Origin of the sequence: Agromyces sp. H17E-10 (genome assembly GCF_022919715.1) — a bacterium.
In the GTDB taxonomy this organism is placed as follows: domain Bacteria; phylum Actinomycetota; class Actinomycetes; order Actinomycetales; family Microbacteriaceae; genus Agromyces.
In genome coordinates this window covers 2,675,790-2,693,738 of the sequence record NZ_CP095042.1, presented here as the reverse complement: position 1 = coordinate 2,693,738, position 17,949 = coordinate 2,675,790, and the positions used below count along the sequence as shown (strand labels likewise).

14 protein-coding genes and 1 pseudogene are annotated in these 17,949 nt (G+C 64.6%); 11 read left to right on the top strand and 4 right to left on the bottom strand.

Annotated elements, in window-relative coordinates:
• The 6 genes from drmC to MUN74_RS12165 all read left to right on the top strand — a co-directional run bounded on the left by drmC (position 1) and on the right by MUN74_RS12165 (position 11,058).
• Positions 1 to 717 (top strand): DISARM system phospholipase D-like protein DrmC, encoded by a 717-nt coding sequence (gene drmC, locus MUN74_RS12190; protein ID WP_244852493.1) that lies wholly within the window; start codon positions 1 to 3, stop codon positions 715 to 717.
• Positions 710 to 1,150, top strand: a complete 441-nt coding sequence (locus MUN74_RS12185) for a very short patch repair endonuclease (RefSeq protein ID WP_244852491.1) — start codon at positions 710 to 712, stop codon at positions 1,148 to 1,150. The genes drmC and MUN74_RS12185 overlap by 8 nt, the downstream gene beginning before the upstream one ends.
• 2 nt (positions 1,151 to 1,152) lie before the next feature.
• Positions 1,153 to 2,037, top strand: a complete 885-nt coding sequence (locus MUN74_RS12180) for an HNH endonuclease (RefSeq protein ID WP_244852489.1) — start codon at positions 1,153 to 1,155, stop codon at positions 2,035 to 2,037.
• A 6-nt stretch (positions 2,038 to 2,043) separates the two neighbouring features.
• Positions 2,044 to 2,511, top strand: coding sequence for a hypothetical protein (locus MUN74_RS12175; protein WP_244852487.1), 468 nt, complete (start codon positions 2,044 to 2,046; stop codon positions 2,509 to 2,511).
• 163 nt (positions 2,512 to 2,674) lie between these two features.
• Positions 2,675 to 5,701 carry a hypothetical protein gene (locus MUN74_RS12170; protein ID WP_244852485.1) on the top strand — a complete coding sequence of 1,009 codons (3,027 nt, stop codon included), beginning with the start codon at positions 2,675 to 2,677 and terminating at the stop codon, positions 5,699 to 5,701.
• Positions 5,698 to 11,058 carry a DEAD/DEAH box helicase gene (locus tag MUN74_RS12165; protein ID WP_244852483.1) on the top strand — a complete coding sequence of 1,787 codons (5,361 nt, stop codon included), beginning with the start codon at positions 5,698 to 5,700 and terminating at the stop codon, positions 11,056 to 11,058. Before MUN74_RS12170 ends, MUN74_RS12165 begins: the two co-directional genes overlap by 4 nt.
• A 70-nt stretch (positions 11,059 to 11,128) precedes the next feature.
• Here the strand turns inward: MUN74_RS12165 and MUN74_RS12160 are convergent, their stop codons facing one another.
• A complete protein-coding gene (locus MUN74_RS12160; RefSeq protein WP_244852482.1) occupies positions 11,129 to 11,653 on the bottom strand; it encodes a YPYG domain-containing protein in 525 nt (174 codons plus the stop codon).
• A gap of 221 nt (positions 11,654 to 11,874) precedes the next feature.
• On the opposite strand from MUN74_RS12160, the gene MUN74_RS12155 reads away from it, so the two are divergent.
• Together MUN74_RS12155 and MUN74_RS12150 are read left to right on the top strand one after the other, a co-directional pair.
• On the top strand, positions 11,875 to 12,933 hold the full coding sequence (locus tag MUN74_RS12155; RefSeq protein ID WP_244852480.1) for an Ltp family lipoprotein: 1,059 nt from the start codon (positions 11,875 to 11,877) through the stop codon (positions 12,931 to 12,933).
• A gap of 213 nt (positions 12,934 to 13,146) precedes the next feature.
• Positions 13,147 to 14,409 carry a hypothetical protein gene (locus MUN74_RS12150; RefSeq protein WP_244852478.1) on the top strand — a complete coding sequence of 421 codons (1,263 nt, stop codon included), beginning with the start codon at positions 13,147 to 13,149 and terminating at the stop codon, positions 14,407 to 14,409.
• Positions 14,410 to 14,433: 24 nt separating this feature from the next.
• Here MUN74_RS12150 and MUN74_RS12145 read toward each other — a convergent pair whose 3' ends face one another.
• The 3 genes from MUN74_RS12145 to MUN74_RS12135 form a co-directional block, all read right to left on the bottom strand.
• On the bottom strand, positions 14,434 to 14,985 hold the full coding sequence (locus MUN74_RS12145; RefSeq protein WP_244852476.1) for a PIN domain-containing protein: 552 nt from the start codon (positions 14,983 to 14,985) through the stop codon (positions 14,434 to 14,436).
• Positions 14,982 to 15,509, bottom strand: coding sequence for a helix-turn-helix domain-containing protein (locus MUN74_RS12140; protein ID WP_244852474.1), 528 nt, complete (start codon positions 15,507 to 15,509; stop codon positions 14,982 to 14,984). The genes MUN74_RS12145 and MUN74_RS12140 overlap by 4 nt, the downstream gene beginning before the upstream one ends.
• 74 nt (positions 15,510 to 15,583) lie before the next feature.
• Positions 15,584 to 15,979, bottom strand: coding sequence for a hypothetical protein (locus MUN74_RS12135; protein ID WP_244852472.1), 396 nt, complete (start codon positions 15,977 to 15,979; stop codon positions 15,584 to 15,586).
• Positions 15,980 to 16,061: 82 nt separating this feature from the next.
• Here MUN74_RS12135 and MUN74_RS12130 point away from each other — a divergent pair.
• The 3 genes and pseudogenes from MUN74_RS12130 to MUN74_RS12120 all read left to right on the top strand — a co-directional run.
• Positions 16,062 to 16,166 (top strand): annotated as a pseudogene (locus MUN74_RS12130) (DUF2510 domain-containing protein); the annotation flags it as partial.
• A gap of 194 nt (positions 16,167 to 16,360) precedes the next feature.
• Positions 16,361 to 17,155 (top strand): TM2 domain-containing protein, encoded by a 795-nt coding sequence (locus tag MUN74_RS12125; RefSeq protein ID WP_244852470.1) that lies wholly within the window; start codon positions 16,361 to 16,363, stop codon positions 17,153 to 17,155.
• A gap of 102 nt (positions 17,156 to 17,257) precedes the next feature.
• Positions 17,258 to 17,932 (top strand): O-methyltransferase, encoded by a 675-nt coding sequence (locus MUN74_RS12120; RefSeq protein WP_244852468.1) that lies wholly within the window; start codon positions 17,258 to 17,260, stop codon positions 17,930 to 17,932.
• Positions 17,933 to 17,949 lie beyond the last annotated feature (17 nt).

Genomic DNA, 17,949 nt, shown 5'->3' with positions numbered 1-17,949 from the left:
ATGAGCGGGGCGCTCGAGGAGCTGGCACGCGTGGTGTCGCCATCGCAGGCGCTGAAGCTGGCGTCGAGCCTCGAGATCGACGGGAGCCTTTCGAAGGCCGCATCGAAGCTCACCAATCCGGCCGCGCAGAAGCTGCTGGGCGAGGGCTTCGAAGTTCTCGGCGCTGATCAGCTCGCCGCCGTGCTCCGCGGTTTCGCCGCGGCAGCGGCGGCGAACGGGACCGACTTGCGCGCTGTGTGGAGCGGGCCGACGTTCCCTGGAGACGGCGACCACACGACGGCCGCGCTCGCCCATCTCGTCGACGAGGCGACGGAGGACGTGTTCGCTTCGACCTACTCGGCCAGCCCCACGTCGGCGTACCTGAAGTCATTGTGGAAGGCCATCGCCCGCGGGGTGAAGACGACCGTGCTGGTCGACCCGAAGCTGAACGGCGGCAAGACAGCCGGGTGGATGCAAGAGCAGCTGTACGGCGCAAGATTCTTGGGATTCAAGCCCGGCCCGGATGGCGGTATTCAGCATTCGAAGGTGGTGATCGTCGACTCGCGAGCAGCCTTCATCACGAGTGCGAATCTCAGCGAGGCGGCGCACGAACGCAACCTCGAGGCCGGTGTGATCATCCGCGACTCCGAATTCGCCTCGGGGATGCGTCAGCGGTTCTCCGCACTGCTGAACGAGGGGCATCTCTACGAGCTGGCCCCAGGTAACGCGAATGGCTGACTCCTGGGCGACGTCGGAGGGCACACGGAAATCGATGCTCTCGAACAAGCGGCGCGACACGACGACCGAACTCGCGGTTCGCAGGCTGCTGCACGCTCGCGGACTGCGATACAGAGTCGACTATGCGCCACTCGCGACGCTGCGACGGCGTCGAGCGGACATCGTCTTCACGCGCGCGAAGGTCGCCGTATTCATCGACGGATGCTTCTGGCACGGCTGCCCCGAGCACGCGACCCACCCTAAACAGAACGCGGACTATTGGGCGCCGAAGCTCGAAGCCAATATCTCACGCGACCGCGACACCGATGCTCGTCTTGCAGCCGCTGGGTGGACCGTGCTGCGTTTCTGGGAACATGAAGTCGCTGCGCGAGTTGCGGCCACCATCGAGGCCGCCGTCCGCACCTATCCGGACCAGACCGAGCGGAGGGGATGAGTGTGAGATCACGCGAGGAGCAGCAGGCGATTCGCCAGGATGTGTTCCGGTGGCTCGACGAACTCATGTTCGCGGGCACCTACGAGTTCAGCCGGGCCGAGCTCATCAACTATCGCTTCCGAGGCGAGCGGATCCCGCTGCTCGATCAGGCACGCGGCATCCGGAACCCTGCCGATTTCGCCTCGACGCTGTCGATCATGACCAGCGCCAAGAACCACGGATACGACGACGAAATCCGCCCCGATGGCCTGGTCCGATACTCGTACCAGTCGAAAGACGGCGGCGACAATGTCAAGCTCCGCAACGCCTACGCGGAAGGCGAACCGCTCGTCTACTTCCACGGCGTACGGGACGGCTATTACGTGGCCTACTACCCCGTGTACATCGTGCACGACGACCCGGACGCGCGGCAGGTTCACATTGCACTCGACGAAACGCTTCGATTCTTCGGAGACCCGCTCGCGCCCACTCCCGACGAACGCCGTTACGCGGAACGGGTCGTGCGGCAGCGGCTGCATCAGCCGATGTTCCGTGCGCGAGTGCTGCGCGCATATGACGCGACCTGCGCGGTCTGTTCGCTGAAGCACGCAGAGCTGCTCGATGCCGCCCACATCGTCGCCGATGGCGACCTCTCGGGACTGGCCCGGATCACCAACGGACTTGCTCTCTGCAAGATCCACCATGCCTCGTACGACCGGAACCTCCTGGGAATCACACCGGACTACGAAGTGCGCATCGACCGCGACCTCCTCGACGAGATAGATGGACCGATGCTGCGCCACGGGTTGCAGGATATGCACGGACGGACGCTTGCGTTGCCTAAGCGGAAGGTCGACTGGCCATCGCGGGAACGTCTCTCGGAGCGATTCGAAGGCTTTGCGGCGTAGCAGACAATGGACATCAGAGACTTCATCAACTGGGTCACAGCGATCGGCGGCATCGTCGTCATCGTTGGTGGCATCTTCGCGGTCTTCCAGCTGTGGCTCATGACACGACAAGGCCACCGACAATTCGAGCATCTCTACTCCCAGCGCTACTGGGCGATCATGGACCGGCTGAGTGTTGAAGCTCAACTCGGAACACGCGGCCCATGGCATCGAAGACGAAGCGAACAAGAAGCACTGTTCGCCTACGTCCAACTCTGCGAGGACGAAGCGGACATGTACGAGCAGGGCCGCGTCACTCGGGCGACGTGGACCATCTGGAAGTCAGGAATCGATTCGATGCTGTCGTCCCCGCGCGTCGCACACATCATCGATTCCGCTCCTCCGACCAGATTCGACACCCTCCGGCGCTACCGGGCCGAGGGCGAGCTCCGGCCGAAATACGCCGGAATTCAAGCGCTGATCCGCGGTCTCTAGCACTCACCGCAGTCGGTCGTGCACGGTCTCATCAGGGGAGCAAGCGGGGCGGACCGGCGCGCTGCGCGTGACCCCCATTTCGGGGCACAACGCCGAGTTCCTTCGCCGCCGATCTCGCTGTGCTCGTAGCCTCGGTCGTAGCCCTACCTCCGAAGGATCACCGATGATCAGAGACGACTCGACGCAGACGCCACGAACGCTCACGTACGAGGAGTACAACTCGGCGCTCGTCGAAGCCTACTTCTCGCCCACGCGCGCGGGGCAGCCCGTGTACCTCGATCTCGATGACGCAGTGCTCGCAGACGCCGCTCAGTCGCTGTCTCTGGATCGCGACGAGTTCACGCTCGGATTGCAGTTCGCGGTACGAGCGCGATTGCCGATCCGCCACCCGGGGGTCAACATGCTCGACGAGTTCAACCGGGATTTGGACAGATGGACTCCTCGATTCAGGCGAGCCATCACCGCAGGCAAACGCCCGCCCCATCCGCCGATCGTCGCTCTTCTCGTCGTGTTCACGATGGCTGCCGAGCATATGGGCGACTCGGCCCAATCCGATATCCATACGAACGCCTACTACGCACACCTCAATCGGTTGCTCGGTCTGCCCGAGAGTGACGAGGGTCGTTTCCGCACAGCGTTCCAACACCACTCGGAGTCGTACTGGGCGGCTCTCGCCGCCTGGCTCGAATCCTTCGACGGAGAGATCGGGCTTCCAACGGCTGTTGCTCTTTCGCACCGATACATCGGCCTGCCTGTTTCCCAGGCAGTGGTGCGTGAGGCGGAGCGAAAACAGCTCCTCCGAATGTTCGAGGAAACGGGACTTCCAACTGGCACAGCGATCTCTGCCATCGACATGGAAGCAAGCCTCGGCGACTGGATCACGAGCGCGGACCCGCCACCTTCGAAGAGCTTCGCACGCTTGTGGGAATCGAGCGCACGCGATGCAGTCGTCGATGTCGCCGTGAACGAGCTCGTCGTGTGGGACGGAGTTCCCCGCTACGGGCGGTCCAAGCGCCGCGGCCGGGCCGATGGGGCCGCCGAGCTGCGAGAGGTTCGGCTCGGGCTGAGCGAAGAGTTCGGCATCTTCGGCAACGAGTTCCGTTTCGTCGCCATCGGCCCTCCATATAGCGATGGCACACCGGTCACGCTCGAAACGATGAATGGTGACCTACCCGTCACCTACACCAGTGTGAGCAACGGGTCGAGCGCAATACCGTTCGAACCGAACGGCATCACCGCGGCGCAGGGTCTAGCCGGCGTACTTCGACTCAATGACCCCACAGGAACGCGGACCCGCATACCGAGGAAGGTCGTGCCCCTCGCACTCGACGCGTTGACCGGACTCCTCATCGAAACTGACCGAATGCCGATCGGCGCGCGGGCGGCCCTTCTAGTCAGTGAGGATGAATCGCTCGCTGATCAAGCTGCGAGCATGCTCGAGGATGCCGCCCGGCCGGGCTTCAAGCGCGTGCAAAGCGCCCAGGGCGTCCCACCGAGGTGGAGCTTGTTCGTCGATGTCACGATGCTGCAGCCACCGATCTCTCCACGCGCTGGGCTTGAGGCGCTGCTTCCGCGACTGACAGTGCAGATGACCCTCGCAGGCGGATTCCGCATGCCAGGACGGCTTACTCGTTGGAGCGCGCTCTCACTACCTGAACTCACGGTGGTCTCCGACGATGACCATCCCGTCGAGATCGAAATTCAACGCCGCGAGCTCGGCGAGCAACATGCGGCCGTCTCGGTCCATTCGGGGCCACCGCCGATCGTCATACCACTTGACCGCTACGTCACCGCCGAAGGTGACTACGACATTGTTCTGAAGCGCGACCGTCGGAGTATCCAAGCAACAACGCTCCGAGTGCGTTCGGCCGCTGAACCCGATCAATCCTCCTGGTCCCGCGCCATCGGCATCGGACATGACAGCGCAGATGGGCTCTGGCCGCTGCGCGCAAGGGCGATCGAGGGCGAGCTCATCGTGGACGGCGCCCTGACCTTGGTCGGCGGCCAGATGGTCCGCAGCCCAGCACCACACTCAGAGGTCACCGTCGTCGGAGATAGCGAGCAACACGCCGCTGAAGGGTCCCCCGTGGTGCTCCCGCGCCCAGAGCCGACGTCGTGCATCTTGACTGGTCGGCACCGATTCCAACTTCCGAGAGCGGTGCCGGATTCAAAGGAACCGTATGTGGTCGGCGTGTGTTCGACGTGCGGATTGAGGAAGCGATATCCGACTGACCATTGGCGGGCCCGCAAGCGCCAACAACAACGTAAAACCCTTGAACCTCGGCCCCTCGCCGACTTCGAGCCTGCACCCGAACACGGCAGTTGGAATGCCGCCGTCGATGCGCTGGTGTACCTGGGGTCTGGGAACTCCTCAGATCTCTCGGCGATCGCTCGTCAGGTCGAGAACTCTGCAATGTTCGAACACCACTTCGTTCGTTCTCTCGAATCACTCGGCGTCATCGAGACTGAACGAGATGACTCGCTCGTCGTGCGATCATTCGAGATCGCGGCGACCTCGATGGCGGAAGTCGATGGCGGGTTTCTGCTCACGGGTTCCTGGTCACACGTCGACTTGGCCACAGCGCTTTCCGCCGCGGACGAACGGGGCATCCCATCCGATTGGCCGAGCGGAGTCGGGGTACCCGTACCCGTGGTGCGCATCGATGCCAATTCGATTCCCGACGATGTGCGCCTCGACTCGACGATCGCCACAGACGCTGGGCTGAACATGCTCCTCACGCTCCCGCACATCAACGAACTCGCGAAACATCTGGCGACTACGAGATCCGGGCTTGTCGCGGGCAGGGCCGAGCGCTTCGCCCCTGAAGATGCACGCTGGGTTCGCGCCGACAGCGTCGACCAACCTGGCGCCTACCGTTCCCGTTCCTTCGCCGGAGCCGACTACTTCGTTCGGTCGGAGTCGGACGTTGAATCGAACGAGGCGCGGCAGGTGCGGTCAGATACCGCGAAGTACATTGCAGCGAGTTGGGCCGCGGTCAGCCTCGTTCGTTATGACAAGCGTGACCGAGTGCTCTCCGTGCCGCTCGGAACCCCTCTACCGGGCCTCTACGAACGGGCAGCTGTTCTTTCGAGCGGCAAGCTGCCTACGCCAACCCGGAAGGGTTGGACACTCGCGTATCACGCCATTACGCCAGAGTTCGCTGAGCAGATGATTGCGAGACTGCTGTGAATGCCCCCACTCCCACCAGCATCGAGCGATCCCTTCGGGAGGCTCTCCTTCGCTATATCGAGACGAACTATCGCTTCCGGCACCCCGACCTCGCGGCCGAGCGACGATCGATGCTCGAGCGATCAGGCCGTCTCTTCAGCGACACCCTGCTCGAACCCGTCCTGCCCTATCCTGCAGACGTGCCAATTGCTGGCCTAGTCGACGGACTTACGGTCGAGCCAGCAGCAGCCATTGTCGCAGGGCGGGCCGTCTTCGGCAGGTTCGCGGGCGGCGATCCGATGTTGCGTGAACATCAGGCAGACGCTCTACGCGTTCTGCTCAGCACCGACGGCCCACGGCATATCGCTGTGACGTCAGGCACAGGTTCCGGCAAGACGGAAGCCTTCCTCCTGCCGATCATCGCCCGTTTGGTCGATGAATCGGAATCATGGTCAGCGCCACGCGAGGCGCACCGTTGGTGGGCCCGCAATGTTCAACCGGAATGGTCCTCGCTCCGGCGGGATGAACTACGACCCGCTGCGATGCGGGCAATGGTCTTGTACCCGACCAATGCCCTTGTCGAGGATCAGGTTGCACGCCTCCGGCTTGGGTTCAGAGAGGCAGAGCGGCTAACTCCGAACGCACGATTCTGGTTCGGCCGCTTCACAGGTATCACCCTTGGGTCGAACACGCCCGGGCCTGCGGCTTCATCGCGCGCAGTGGCCGATGTCGCTGCCGAACTGCGCGCAATCGAGCGCGAGTTCGACCTGCTCCTCGAATCAGATCGAACAGCGAACGACCTTGCCGCATTCGCGGATCCGCGCCGCCATGAGATGCTCACCCGCTGGGACATGGTCGCCGCACCGCCCGACGTTGTCGTCACGAACTACGCGATGCTCAACGCCATGCTCATGCGCACCTCGGAGGAGTCGTTCTTCTCCTCCACACGAGAGTGGCTCTCAGCAGATTCGACACACGAATTCACCCTCGTCGTCGACGAACTCCATTCATACCGCGGGAGCAGTGGAAGCGAGATCGCACTGGTGATCAGGAAGCTGCTCGATCGGCTCGGGCTCGGGCCCACCTCGCACCAACTCCGAATCGTCGCGACAAGCGCATCGCTGGGTGACGGAGATGCGAGTAGCGCGTTCCTGGAGCAGTTCTTCGGTGTGCCCCGTCATGATTTCTACGTGACGGGCGGACGTCCGAAAACACCTAGGCGTGGTGAGCCCGTGACTCTCACGACGGATCCGAGTTCGCTACCGTCGGCAGCGCAACTCTCTCAGCGGATCGCGGCGCTCTGCATCGACGAAACCGGTGTTCCGCGCGCCGAATCGATCCCTGACCTCTCCGTTAGGTTCTTCGATACGGAGCCCGCCGACCAGGACACGTCTCCCACCCTCGATGCCGCATTCGATGCAGTCCTTGAAAAGATCGCGCTCGCTCAGCCGTCACCCTCCAGTATTCCGCTTCGCGCACACCTCTTCACTCGTTCCCTCCCAGGTCTCTGGGCATGCGTCGATCCAGCATGTTCGGGCGTCGACGACCGGGGTTCGGGCACCCGACCCGTCGGTTCATTGACGATGACACCGTCTTCGACCTGTGTGCACTGCGGGTCGCGAGTCCTGGAGTTGCTCCAATGCGAAGACTGCGGCGATGTGAGCCTCGGCGGTTATGTCCTCGGACTTGCGCCAGGCGAGGAGATCTTGAGCCCCACACCTTTTGCGATCCCCTCGTCGGCATCGCAGTATCTCAACCGCCGGCGACGCGCTGAGTACCGTTGGTATTGGCCCGCGTACGACGCGACTCAGCCTCTCGGCGCCGCCAAATTCGTGGTCGGCGGCAACTCAGCGTCCTGGGTACCTGCAACCCTCGATTCCGCAGGGAAGCTCTCGCTGAAGGGTCTGCGAAGCCCGACCGGCTGGTGCATCCAGTTCAGCGGGGAACTTGAGAACACTGACAGACTCCCGGCGTTGCCGAGTCGATGCCCGCATTGCGGTAGTGCCGCCGCGGGCCAGGACAAGGCGTCATTCGCTGAGGGCGAGGTGCGCTCGCCCATCGGCGCTCTGAGCACTTCCGCCGCGCAGACGACGCAAGTCTTCGTGTCGCAGCTCACGCGGTCGCTGGGTGCATCCCCCGAGCAGTACCGAACGATCGTCTTCACTGACAACCGTGACACTGCCGCTCGCACGGCAGCGCAACTCAATCTGAGTCAGTACCGAGACCTACTTCGGCAGATCGCACGTCGCGAACTGCACGAAGCGGCACCCGAGAACCCAGTCGATATCGTTCGGGCAATGCTCACCGGTACACGGACACTGTCCCCTGCTGAGTCCGAGATTGCTTTAGCAACAGCTCAAGCTCACCCCGAGATCGCTGGGCTTCATTTCAAGATCGCCGGCGATTTCGCCTCGGATTCGGAAATCGCCCGTCTCGAGGAGATCCGGGCTGCGATGGAAACTCCTTCGGTGACGTGGACGCTCGTCCGGGATCGCATCACAACGACCTTGACGGGCCTCGGCGTACCGCCTGGCGGTATCAGCTCGGAGGGAAGGTCCTTTCAAGGCAAACCCTGGTACCAGCACTATCCGCCGCCGCTCGCTGGAATGTGGGAGCAGTTGTCGGCGACCGTCTCGCTCGCTGGCCGCAACGAATTCAGCAAACTGCTTGATATCGAGCTCGCGCAAGCGGCGTTCGACACCGACCGACGCGACTTCGAATCGACTGGAGTCTCCTATCTGTCGGCAAGCACCCGTACGCACGTTTCGCAGGCTCCCGTGGGAATCAGCGCAGACGCAGCAACGGAAATCTTCGACAGCTGCATCCGCATTCTGGGATTGCGAGGCCGAATCCTCGGTGCGCCCCATGCACGACCGTCTTCGGAAATCCCTGCCGCGGTGAAGGCCTACCTCGAAGCGATCGCCGCTGCCCACGGTGTCGCTTACGAAGAGATCGGCGCTTGGATCTACTCGAGCGTCGTGGATGGGATTGCGTCTGACTGGCTGTTGCTGGCATCCCAATCCTCGGAGTTGATCTTTCAGCCGCCGAGCCAATCCGCTTACGAATGCGAGGCCTGCGGGTTCAGGCACCTTCACCCATCGGGCGGCGTATGTGCAAGCCCTGGGTGCCACTCGCGCGGACTCCGTGCAGTCCCGCTCGCCGAGATCACCCGCGTTGATTACTACGAGTGGCTCGCCCGAAACGAGCCTCGACGGATCGCTGTAGCGGAGTTGACGGCACAAACGAAGCCGCTGAGCGAGCAGCGCACCCGGCAGCGTTGGTTCCGTGGCATCCAGCTCCCAGCGCCGTACGAGAACAACCTGACGAATCGATACGACGTACTCAGCGTGACGACGACGATGGAGGCCGGCGTCGATATCGGCTCGCTGTCATCAACGGTGATGGCGAACATGCCTCCGCAGAGGTTCAATTACCAGCAACGCGTCGGCCGTGCTGGGCGGCAGGGCCAGCCGTTCTCCTTCGCGATCACCGCATGTCGTGACTCCGCCCATGACGAGTACTACTTCCAGAATCCCCGGAGGATGGCAAGTGACGACCCGCCTGCACCACGCCTCGACCTTCGCCGGCGCAGGGTCATCCAGCGTGTCGTCGCCGCGGAACTGCTCCGACAAGCATTCGCGGCTTCGCCGTTTCCTCCGAAACAAACACCGGGCAGCATCCACGGAGTATTCGGTTCGACCGAGAACTGGCCCGACTACCGAAGCTCGATCGGTGCTTGGCTGCGGACGTCCAAAGAAGTCGAACGAGTCGTGTTTCGACTTACTGAATTCACTGGGCTTGATGGCGTCGACGTCGACGAGATCATTGATTGGGCGAGGAACGAGCTCGTGAAGCAGGTGGACGAAGTCGTCGATGCGCCCGATCGGCTGAATAGCAAGGAACTCAGCTTCCAGCTCGCTCACGCCGGATGGCTTCCGATGTTCGGGTTCCCATCTCGAGTACGACAGCTCTTTCATGAAAAAGTTCGGGATCGTCGTCAGGCGGACTCTGCAGTGGTGTCCGATCGACCGCTGAACGTTGCCATCTCTAACTACGCCCCTGGTGCGGAAGTGATTCGTGACGGCCAAGTGCATCTTGCAGTCGGATTCGCCGCGTACGAGTATCACGGTCGATTCTCGCAGGCCATCGAGCCGATGGGAGCACCTATTTCACTGTCACTCTGTTCCGAGTGCGGCCGAACTTCGCTCGACCCCCACGTGGCGGCTTGCCTCGAGTGTGGATCGAGCGTGAAGTCCGTCCAGCTCTACGAGCCGAAGGGGTTCCGCACGTCATATCGCGATCGACCTTTCCGCGGCACAACACCGGCTACCTCAGGTCGATCTGCACCAGTCTTCACTCCGGTCGGGAGCCCGAGCCGAACACACGATCTTCAGAATGCCCGCGTCGAACTGTACGAGCAGAGCCGCGTGGTCGAGTACAACGACAACAGCGGTCGGGGTTTCGATCTTGTTCGCCTGAATGACCAGTCGGTGGTCGCCGTCAATCCGAATTACCGTGGAGAGTGGAAGCTCCCGGAGGATCAAGGCGCAGCCCTTGGCAACGCCGTCATCGGTGAGATCCGGGTGACAGACGCGTTGACAATCGATATCAGCCGGACCGACGTTCCCATCGAACGCATCGCACTCGACGGCTCGCTTCCCGCGGGCTCTTCCGCGCTTTGGTCGTTCGCGGAAGTCCTTCGGCGTGCAGCCCAAGATGCACTCGACGTCGACCCGCAGGAACTCCAGGCTGGACTGCTCCCGTTCCGGGGAAACGGCATCAGCACCGCGAAGATCTTCATCGCTGACGCAATCGAAAATGGCGCTGGTTACGCCGCGCAGATCAGCGAGCCTGAGCAGTTCACGAAGCTTCTCGCGACCTGCCGCACCGAGCTGACCCGCCGGTATGAGGACGCCGCTCACGCATGGTGCACCTCTTCCTGCCCCGACTGCCTCCGCGCCTGGGACAACCAGCGACTTCACGGCGCGCTCGACTGGCGCCTCTCACTCGACCTCGTCGACCTCGCCTCCGGGGCGGATCTTCACCTTGATCGGTGGTTCAATTCGATCGAGAGGGTTGGGGAGGCCATTCGCACCGTCTATCCGGGCAGAGTCGACGTTCGCCCAGCGGGTGAGCTCGGCATACCGGTGTTGCGGTTGGTGGACCACAACGGAGTCGTCATCGTTGGTCACCCACTGTGGTGGCAGCCTGAAAGTCTCTGGTCCGAACGACAAGGCGCAGCGATTGCGGCAGTGGAAGCTGCCTACCCGACCGCCACAATCGGCCTTACCGACTTTGTCGAGATCGACCGAGCACCGCTTCGGGTGCTGGAAGGAGTCTTCTCCGGCAAGCGGACGATCCGATCGCAGCGTTCCTGACGCGAACCAGCCTCAACTGTCGCGAGGAGCAGCATGAACTTCTACGCTTCGCATTGATTCCCCGAATCGATCAATACACGTTGACGGTGTCGACGACCGGCGCTTCGTTCGTCCCGCTCACGTAGCACTCGGCATTCACCTGGAGCTCGCCACCCGCGGCGGATTCGACCTCACCTTCGACCTTCAAGAACCATCGGTCGTCCTCGATCTGCTCCGCGAGCTTGCCGAGCACCCACGCAGGATTCCACGCATCGGGGTACAGGTAGTCCGTGATGGCCGCGTCGCACGCCGCCTGCGCATACGTCGCAGTGAGGCCGGTCGATGTGGCCGTCAAGGCGTCGGCATCAGGTCGCGGTGGCTCCGGCGATTCGTTCTCCTCAGCTGCCGCCGTGGAGGGTGGATCGGGGAACTGCTCGGCTGGCGGCGGTTGAACCTCTGAGTTCGAGTCGGTGGCAGGCTCCGGGTCGGCCGATCCTCCGGGATTCAGGAGACCGTTGATCGCCCAGATGATCAGTGCTATCCCGATGAGGATCACCCACCATCGCAAGTACCAAGGGCGGGCACTGCTTGAGCCCGCACTGTTGTGCTCACTCATAGTCCGACTGTACGACTCAAATCGGCCTTGGGAACCGCCTGACCCCCGTACTGGGGCGGCGGCCTGGCACTTCCCAGCAACGGCGCGGATGTCGCGAGCCGCTGAAGCCCCGAGGCATCCGTTTCGCACGCTCTGAAGCCTTCGTTTGTCGCACCCCGTCAATAGCTTCAGATCCGCCACCCGCCGGGTGGACAGCATCCGCTTCATTGAGAGGCCGGCTCATGTCCGAACCCACCATCCCTCCGATCCCGAACCCGCCGCAGGGCGAGTCCGCGCAGCCGCCGAGCGCTACGCCGGTGTCTCCGCTGCCCGAGCAGTCCGCGCCGCCCGCCCCGCCCGAACCGCCGCAGCCCTACGGCGCGGCAGCCGCTCCGGCCGCACCCACCGACGCCCCTGAGGGCCCGAAGTCGTTCGTCGCGACCTGGCTGCTGTCGTGGCTCGTCGGATTCTGGGGCATCGATCGCTTCTACCTGGGCAAGGTCGGCACCGGCCTCGCGAAGCTCTTCACCCTCGGCGGCCTCGGCATCTGGTGGCTCGTCGACCTGATCCTGGTGCTCACGGGTGCGCAGCGCGACCAGCAGGGATTCCGGCTGCAGGGCTACCAGCAGCACAAGAAGATCGCGTGGATCGTCACCGGCGCCGTCGTCGCACTCGGCCTCGTGATCAACATCATCACGGGAGCCACGGGCGCAGCCCGCGTCGCGTCGAGCAGCAATGATCGTCCGGCGGCGGTGGTCGAGGCATCCGAGGATGCCGCGACCGACGCATCGCAGGAGGAAGCCGAGCCCGCCCCCGAACCGGTGATGGTCGCCGTTCCGACGGGGCTCGTCGGCATGACCGCCGCCGACGCGGCCGGTGCGCTCGAAGCCGTCGGGCTGATCGCCGTCTACGACGGCGAGGCCACCGCGAAGGTGCTGTCGATCAGCCCTGCGGCCGCCGAGGTCGAGCCGGGCTCGACGATCACGCTCACCGTCGAGCAGCCGCCGGCGATGAGCATGGGGCAGCAGCAGGCCGTCGGCAAGGCGGAGTCGTACCTCGGGTTCATGGCGTTCTCGCGCACCGGGCTCATCGAACAGCTCGAGTACGAGGGCTTCTCGAACGCCGACGCGACGTTCGCGGTCGATCACATCGCTCCCGACTGGAACGCGCAGGCCGCCGCGAAGGCCAAGAGCTACCTCGACACCATGTCGTTCTCGCGCGAGGGCCTGATCGAGCAGCTCGTCTACGAGGGCTTCACGCAGGAGCAGGCCGAGCACGGGGCGAGCGCGAACGGGTACTGACCAGCGACCGCCACGCGCGGTGCGGGTGCAGCGACCGGCTGCACCCGCACCGCACTCGCGGACCGGCGCGCCCCACGGCTCGACGTGAAGGCGTTACCCCCGTTTTGGGGTGGGCGCGGCGATGGCGCGCGATCCCCGTGATCTTGCGGATCGCGAGCAGCGGAGGGCTGCGTCTGGTCCGAGGCGCCCCAGTCGTTCGGGCAGGATTGACGTATGAGCGACGAAGCGACCATGGCGGTCATCAAGACCGACGACGGTGTCCTCTTTCTCGGGTCGGAGAAGGCGCTCTCTGTCTTCGATAGCCAGTCGCAGTTGGTCGCGCGCAAGATGACGAGCACGACCTTGGCGCGGGCCGGCCGGGCACTGGGAGCGGTCGATCAGATCCAGGCGAACAGTGGGCGCTGGGTGAAGCTCACGTCGGAGTCGGCGGCATTCCTCAAGAAGAGCGGGGTGTCCGAGGTGACCTCTGGAGTGGTGCGCGCCAAGAATGGTCAAATCCTCAAGCACCTCAAGTTCGAACACGCTGCCCTCCTCACGCCCGCTGCCCCTGCAGCTCTTGCCGCGATGGCGACGCAGGCTTCGTTGGAGGCTGCGCTGGCGGAGATCAAGGAATACCTCGCGGCCATCGACGCCAAGCTCGATCGGTTGCTGAAGCAGCGCAAGATCGAGACCCTCGGCCAACTCGGCGGGGTCACTCTGGCGATCGATGAGGCCGACAGCATCTACCGGGAGACGGGAGTCGTCTCCTCCGTCACGTGGTCGAAGGTGCAGGGCAACTCGTTGGCGCTGCAGACTATGCAGGCTGAGGCGATCGCGCAGTTGAATGCACTCGCCGAGGACGTGAGCGAACGCGTCGGTGACACCGACGCGTCGGCCAAGGCGCTCGAAGTCGCTCAGAATGACGCACCATTCTGGCTCGGTGTGCTCGCTCGAACGCTCGCGCTTCAAGACCGTCAGTACGTGCTCGAGCTCGCCCGGGTCGCGGACGACGAGCCGAGCCAGCTCGAGACGCACCGTCAGGGCATCAAAGTGGCGCGGGCGGATCGGACAACGCGCATCATCCAGAGCCTCGAAGCGATCGGTTCGTCGGTGCGCAAGAGCGCTGAGCTGACGAACTTCGCGCGAGTAGCGAACCCGTTCAGCTCGCAGGCCGTGACCAACCATGCCAATCGCCTCGGCCAGAGCGTCAAGGACTTCGCGGAGCACGCGGATCTGCAGCTCGCTGGAATCGACCAGCTCGATCAGACGCGATGGGGGCACGCTGCGAAGGCGCTGCTCGGCGACGCGGCCTCACGCGTCGGGTCCACGAGCGCGGACGTCGCGAACCGAGCCAAGGCTCTGGGAGACCAGATCCAGGAGCGACGAGATGACGCGCTCCTCGCCAAGGCGGAGAAGGTCAAGGACAAGCGGGGCGTGAAACCGGAACTCGCGGCCGAAATCGGAGCGGATCCGGCAACTGCGGCCGCTGACGACTGAGAGTCGGGATTCGCGACTGCGAACTCAGTAGAGCTTCGCCCGAGCCGCGTCGGCGAACTTCGGTACCCCGGCACGGGCCAGGGCCAGCAGGAAGTCGTCGACGGTCATCGCCGGAGAGTCGTATCCTTCGACGAGTTCGACCAGGGCGCGCAGCGTTGGCGCGTGGTACAGGTCGAGCTGGTCGAGAAGGAATTCGTCGGGGTGGACTACCCCGAGATCGAACGGATCGACGGAAGCGGCCGGAAAGTCCCTCGTGTTGAAGGTCACCAGCACCTCTGCGCCTCCGCGGACGGCGGCCGCGAGGACGTGTCGATCCTTCGCGTCGTTCGTCATCGTCGGCACCAGATCTTCATAGCCGCTGACCATCGCGTCGGCGAAGTAGAGCTCCATCGTGCCGACACGCTTCTCGACGAGCGACGGGTCCTCGCCGTTCTTGACCAGGTTCTTCGCCAGCTCGAAGAGGACGTCCTGAGACCACAGGGGCCGGAACAAGCCGCGGTCAGCGAGTTCGAGGATGAAGTCGTTGAGCAGCGCCCCGTAGAGCACGTTGGTATCGAAGAACGCCGGAAAGCTCACTCAGGATCCAGCTCCGCGAGGCGCTTCACGTCGTCAGGCCTTCCGACCCTGACCTTCGCATCGACACTGGCTCGCTGGAGTTCACGCAGTGCGGCACGCCGTTCGGCCCGGAAGTTCGCCTGGTAGGCGACCAGGTCTTCCAACCGCACACGACGATGGCGACCTGGCTTGTCGAACGGGATGTCGCCGGCCTCGAGCAGACGAACGAGCGTCGGGCGACTGATGCCGAGAAAGTCTGCCGCCTGCTGCGTCGTCATGGTCATGCCCTGAGGCACGATCGTGATGCCCTCGCCCGCGGCAAGGGCATTGGTCACCTGATCGAGGATGCGGAAGATCTCGTCGGGGATCGGACGAGCCTTGCCCTCGGGGTCGACGAGCGCAGCCTTGGACGAGTTCTGCGCCAGGAAGACCTCGAGCTCGCGCATCAGCTCTGCGAAATCGAGAATCTCCTCGCGAGCATCCGCTTCGGGGAGGTAGGTCTGTGCCTTTCGGGCACCGCGTGGCGTGTCGGTCGGGGTGCTCATGGCACCCATACTACGCTCGCAAAACGAAAAAATCGAACATCAATGCGGCACTCCGATGCGCCGGGCCGGTCCTTCTACGAAGCCGTGCGCGCCCGCTCCTGCCCGATCAGACCCTGCAGGTAGGCGACTCGGTTGTAGACCTCGGCGCGGTCCTGCGCGCTCCATACCGGCACGTTCTCGACGTAGGCCTGTCCGTTGGCCTGCACCGTGATCGAGATGAAGCCCTGCACGCGGCTCTCCCTCGCGAGCAGGAAGAGCAGGCTCAGCAGGAAGAACCAGATGAACAGCACGACCATCACGATCGCCCAGGCCGGCGTGTGCGTCGTGACCTGGGTCTGATCGTTCGTCGACACGTTGACCTCGGCGAGAGGCCAGTTGCCGCCGGGTGTCACCAGCCATTGCTGGGTCGCGTGCATGTTGCCGATCGAGACGAGGTAGGGCGTCGGGCCTGCCGGTTGCGCGAGAGTCACAAGGCGAGCGTAGCCATCCGTCCCCCGGACTGGGGGACCGAAAACACGCACACCGCAGGAGTCGAGCGAGAGGATCGAAAGCGTGAGCGATCCGAGCAACCTTCCGGCCGGCTGGTACGACGACGGCAGGGGCGCACTGCGCTACTGGGACGGCGCCGCGTGGACGCAGCACACCGCGCCACTCCCGCCGGCACCGCCTGTCGCGCCCGTGGCACCTCCCCCGCCCCGCCGGCATCCGCGCCCGTGCCGTCGCCCCACGCAACCGCCGTGTACCCGCCGGCGTACGGTGTCTCGTCGGCCGCTCCGCCGAGTCCACCCGCGCCGCCTGGGCCACCCGTATCTCCCAGCCCGTCCGCACCGCCCGCGCCGCCCGCACCGCCCATGCCGACGTACGGCGCGCCGAATGCCGACGTCGACTACCGGGAGGGCCCGAAGTCGTTCGTCGCGACTTGGCTGCTGGCGTGGCTCGTCGGGCTCTGGGGCATCGACCGCTTCTACCTCGGCAAGGTCGGCACCGGCCTCGCCAAGCTCTTCACCCTTGGCGGCCTCGGCATCTGGTGGCTGGTCGACCTCATCCTCGTGCTCACGGGGGCGCAGCGCGACCAGCAGGGATACCGGCTGCAGGGCTACCAGCAGCACAAGAAGATCGCGTGGATCGTCACCGGCGCCGTCGTCGCACTCGGCCTCGTGATCAACATCATCACTGGAGCGGTCGGAGCGGCCACACGCTCGATCTCCCCTGAGCCGCAACCGTTCGTCGCGGCATCCCCGACACCGGCGCCCGCGCCGGAGACCGCGGTGCCCGCCGAACCCTCGCCGACGCAGGCGCCGCCGGCCGCCGTCGATGCGGCGGCGTTCAAGACCGAAGCGAACTCGCACCTCGACGACATGGAGAAGGACCTCGACGACATGATCGTCACCCTCGACGAGGACGGGTTCTGGCGGCTGCTCTCGAATTCGGGTGAGCTCGCGTTCAACATCGGGCAGCTCGAGGCGCTCGACATCCCGACGAACGTCGAGCCGGCCTACTCCGACGGGCTCACCGCGATGACCGCCACGCTCGACGCGTTCGCCGACCCGATCTCGAATGAGGACGACGCTGCGTTGCGCGGGCTCATCGATCAGATGCGCGGGCAGATCACGGCGCAGCGGGGGATCGTCGACACGGCGGTCTGAATGGGGCTTGCCTGACGGCGTGACCGCGTGGGGGCTGGTCTCGATACGCTCCTTCGCACCCCAGCCATTGACGCGACACCCCGCCGCGCTCAGGCTGGGGACATGCCATTCTCCACACCCGGCGACTGGCGGCGCGTCGACGGCTTTCTCGCGCGCACCCTCGTCGCCGATGATCCGACGTTGACAAGAGCGCTGGCGGACGCCGCGGCGGCCGGGCTTCCCGCGATCGAGGTCACACCGCTCGCCGGCAAGCTGCTGAACCTGCTCGCCCGCATGTCTGGTGCGAGGCGGGTGCTCGAGGTGGGCACGCTCGGCGGATATTCGACGATCTGGCTCGCCCGCGGCATCCGGCCCGACGGGCGCGTGGTGACCCTCGAACTCGAACCGCGCCACGCCGAGGTCGCGCGCGCGAACTTCGAGCGCGCCAGGGTCTCGGAGCAGGTCGAGATCGTCGTCGGTCGGGCCGCCGACTCGCTGCCGCTGATCGCCGAGCGCGGCGACGAGCCGTTCGACCTGGTGTTCATCGACGCCGACAAGGAGTCGAACCCGATCTACCTCGACTGGGCGATTCGGCTCGGGCGGCCGGGAACGGTGATCGTCGTCGACAACGTCGTGCGGGCGGGCGAGGTCGCCGACCCCGACAACGACGATTCGATGGTGGTCGGGGCGCGGCAGGCTGTCGAGATGCTCGCGTCTGATCCGAGGGTGGATGCCACGGCGCTGCAGACCGTCGGGGCGAAGGGGTGGGACGGGTTCGCGATCGCGGTCGTCGTGTAGGCAGGGTCACTCGGCCT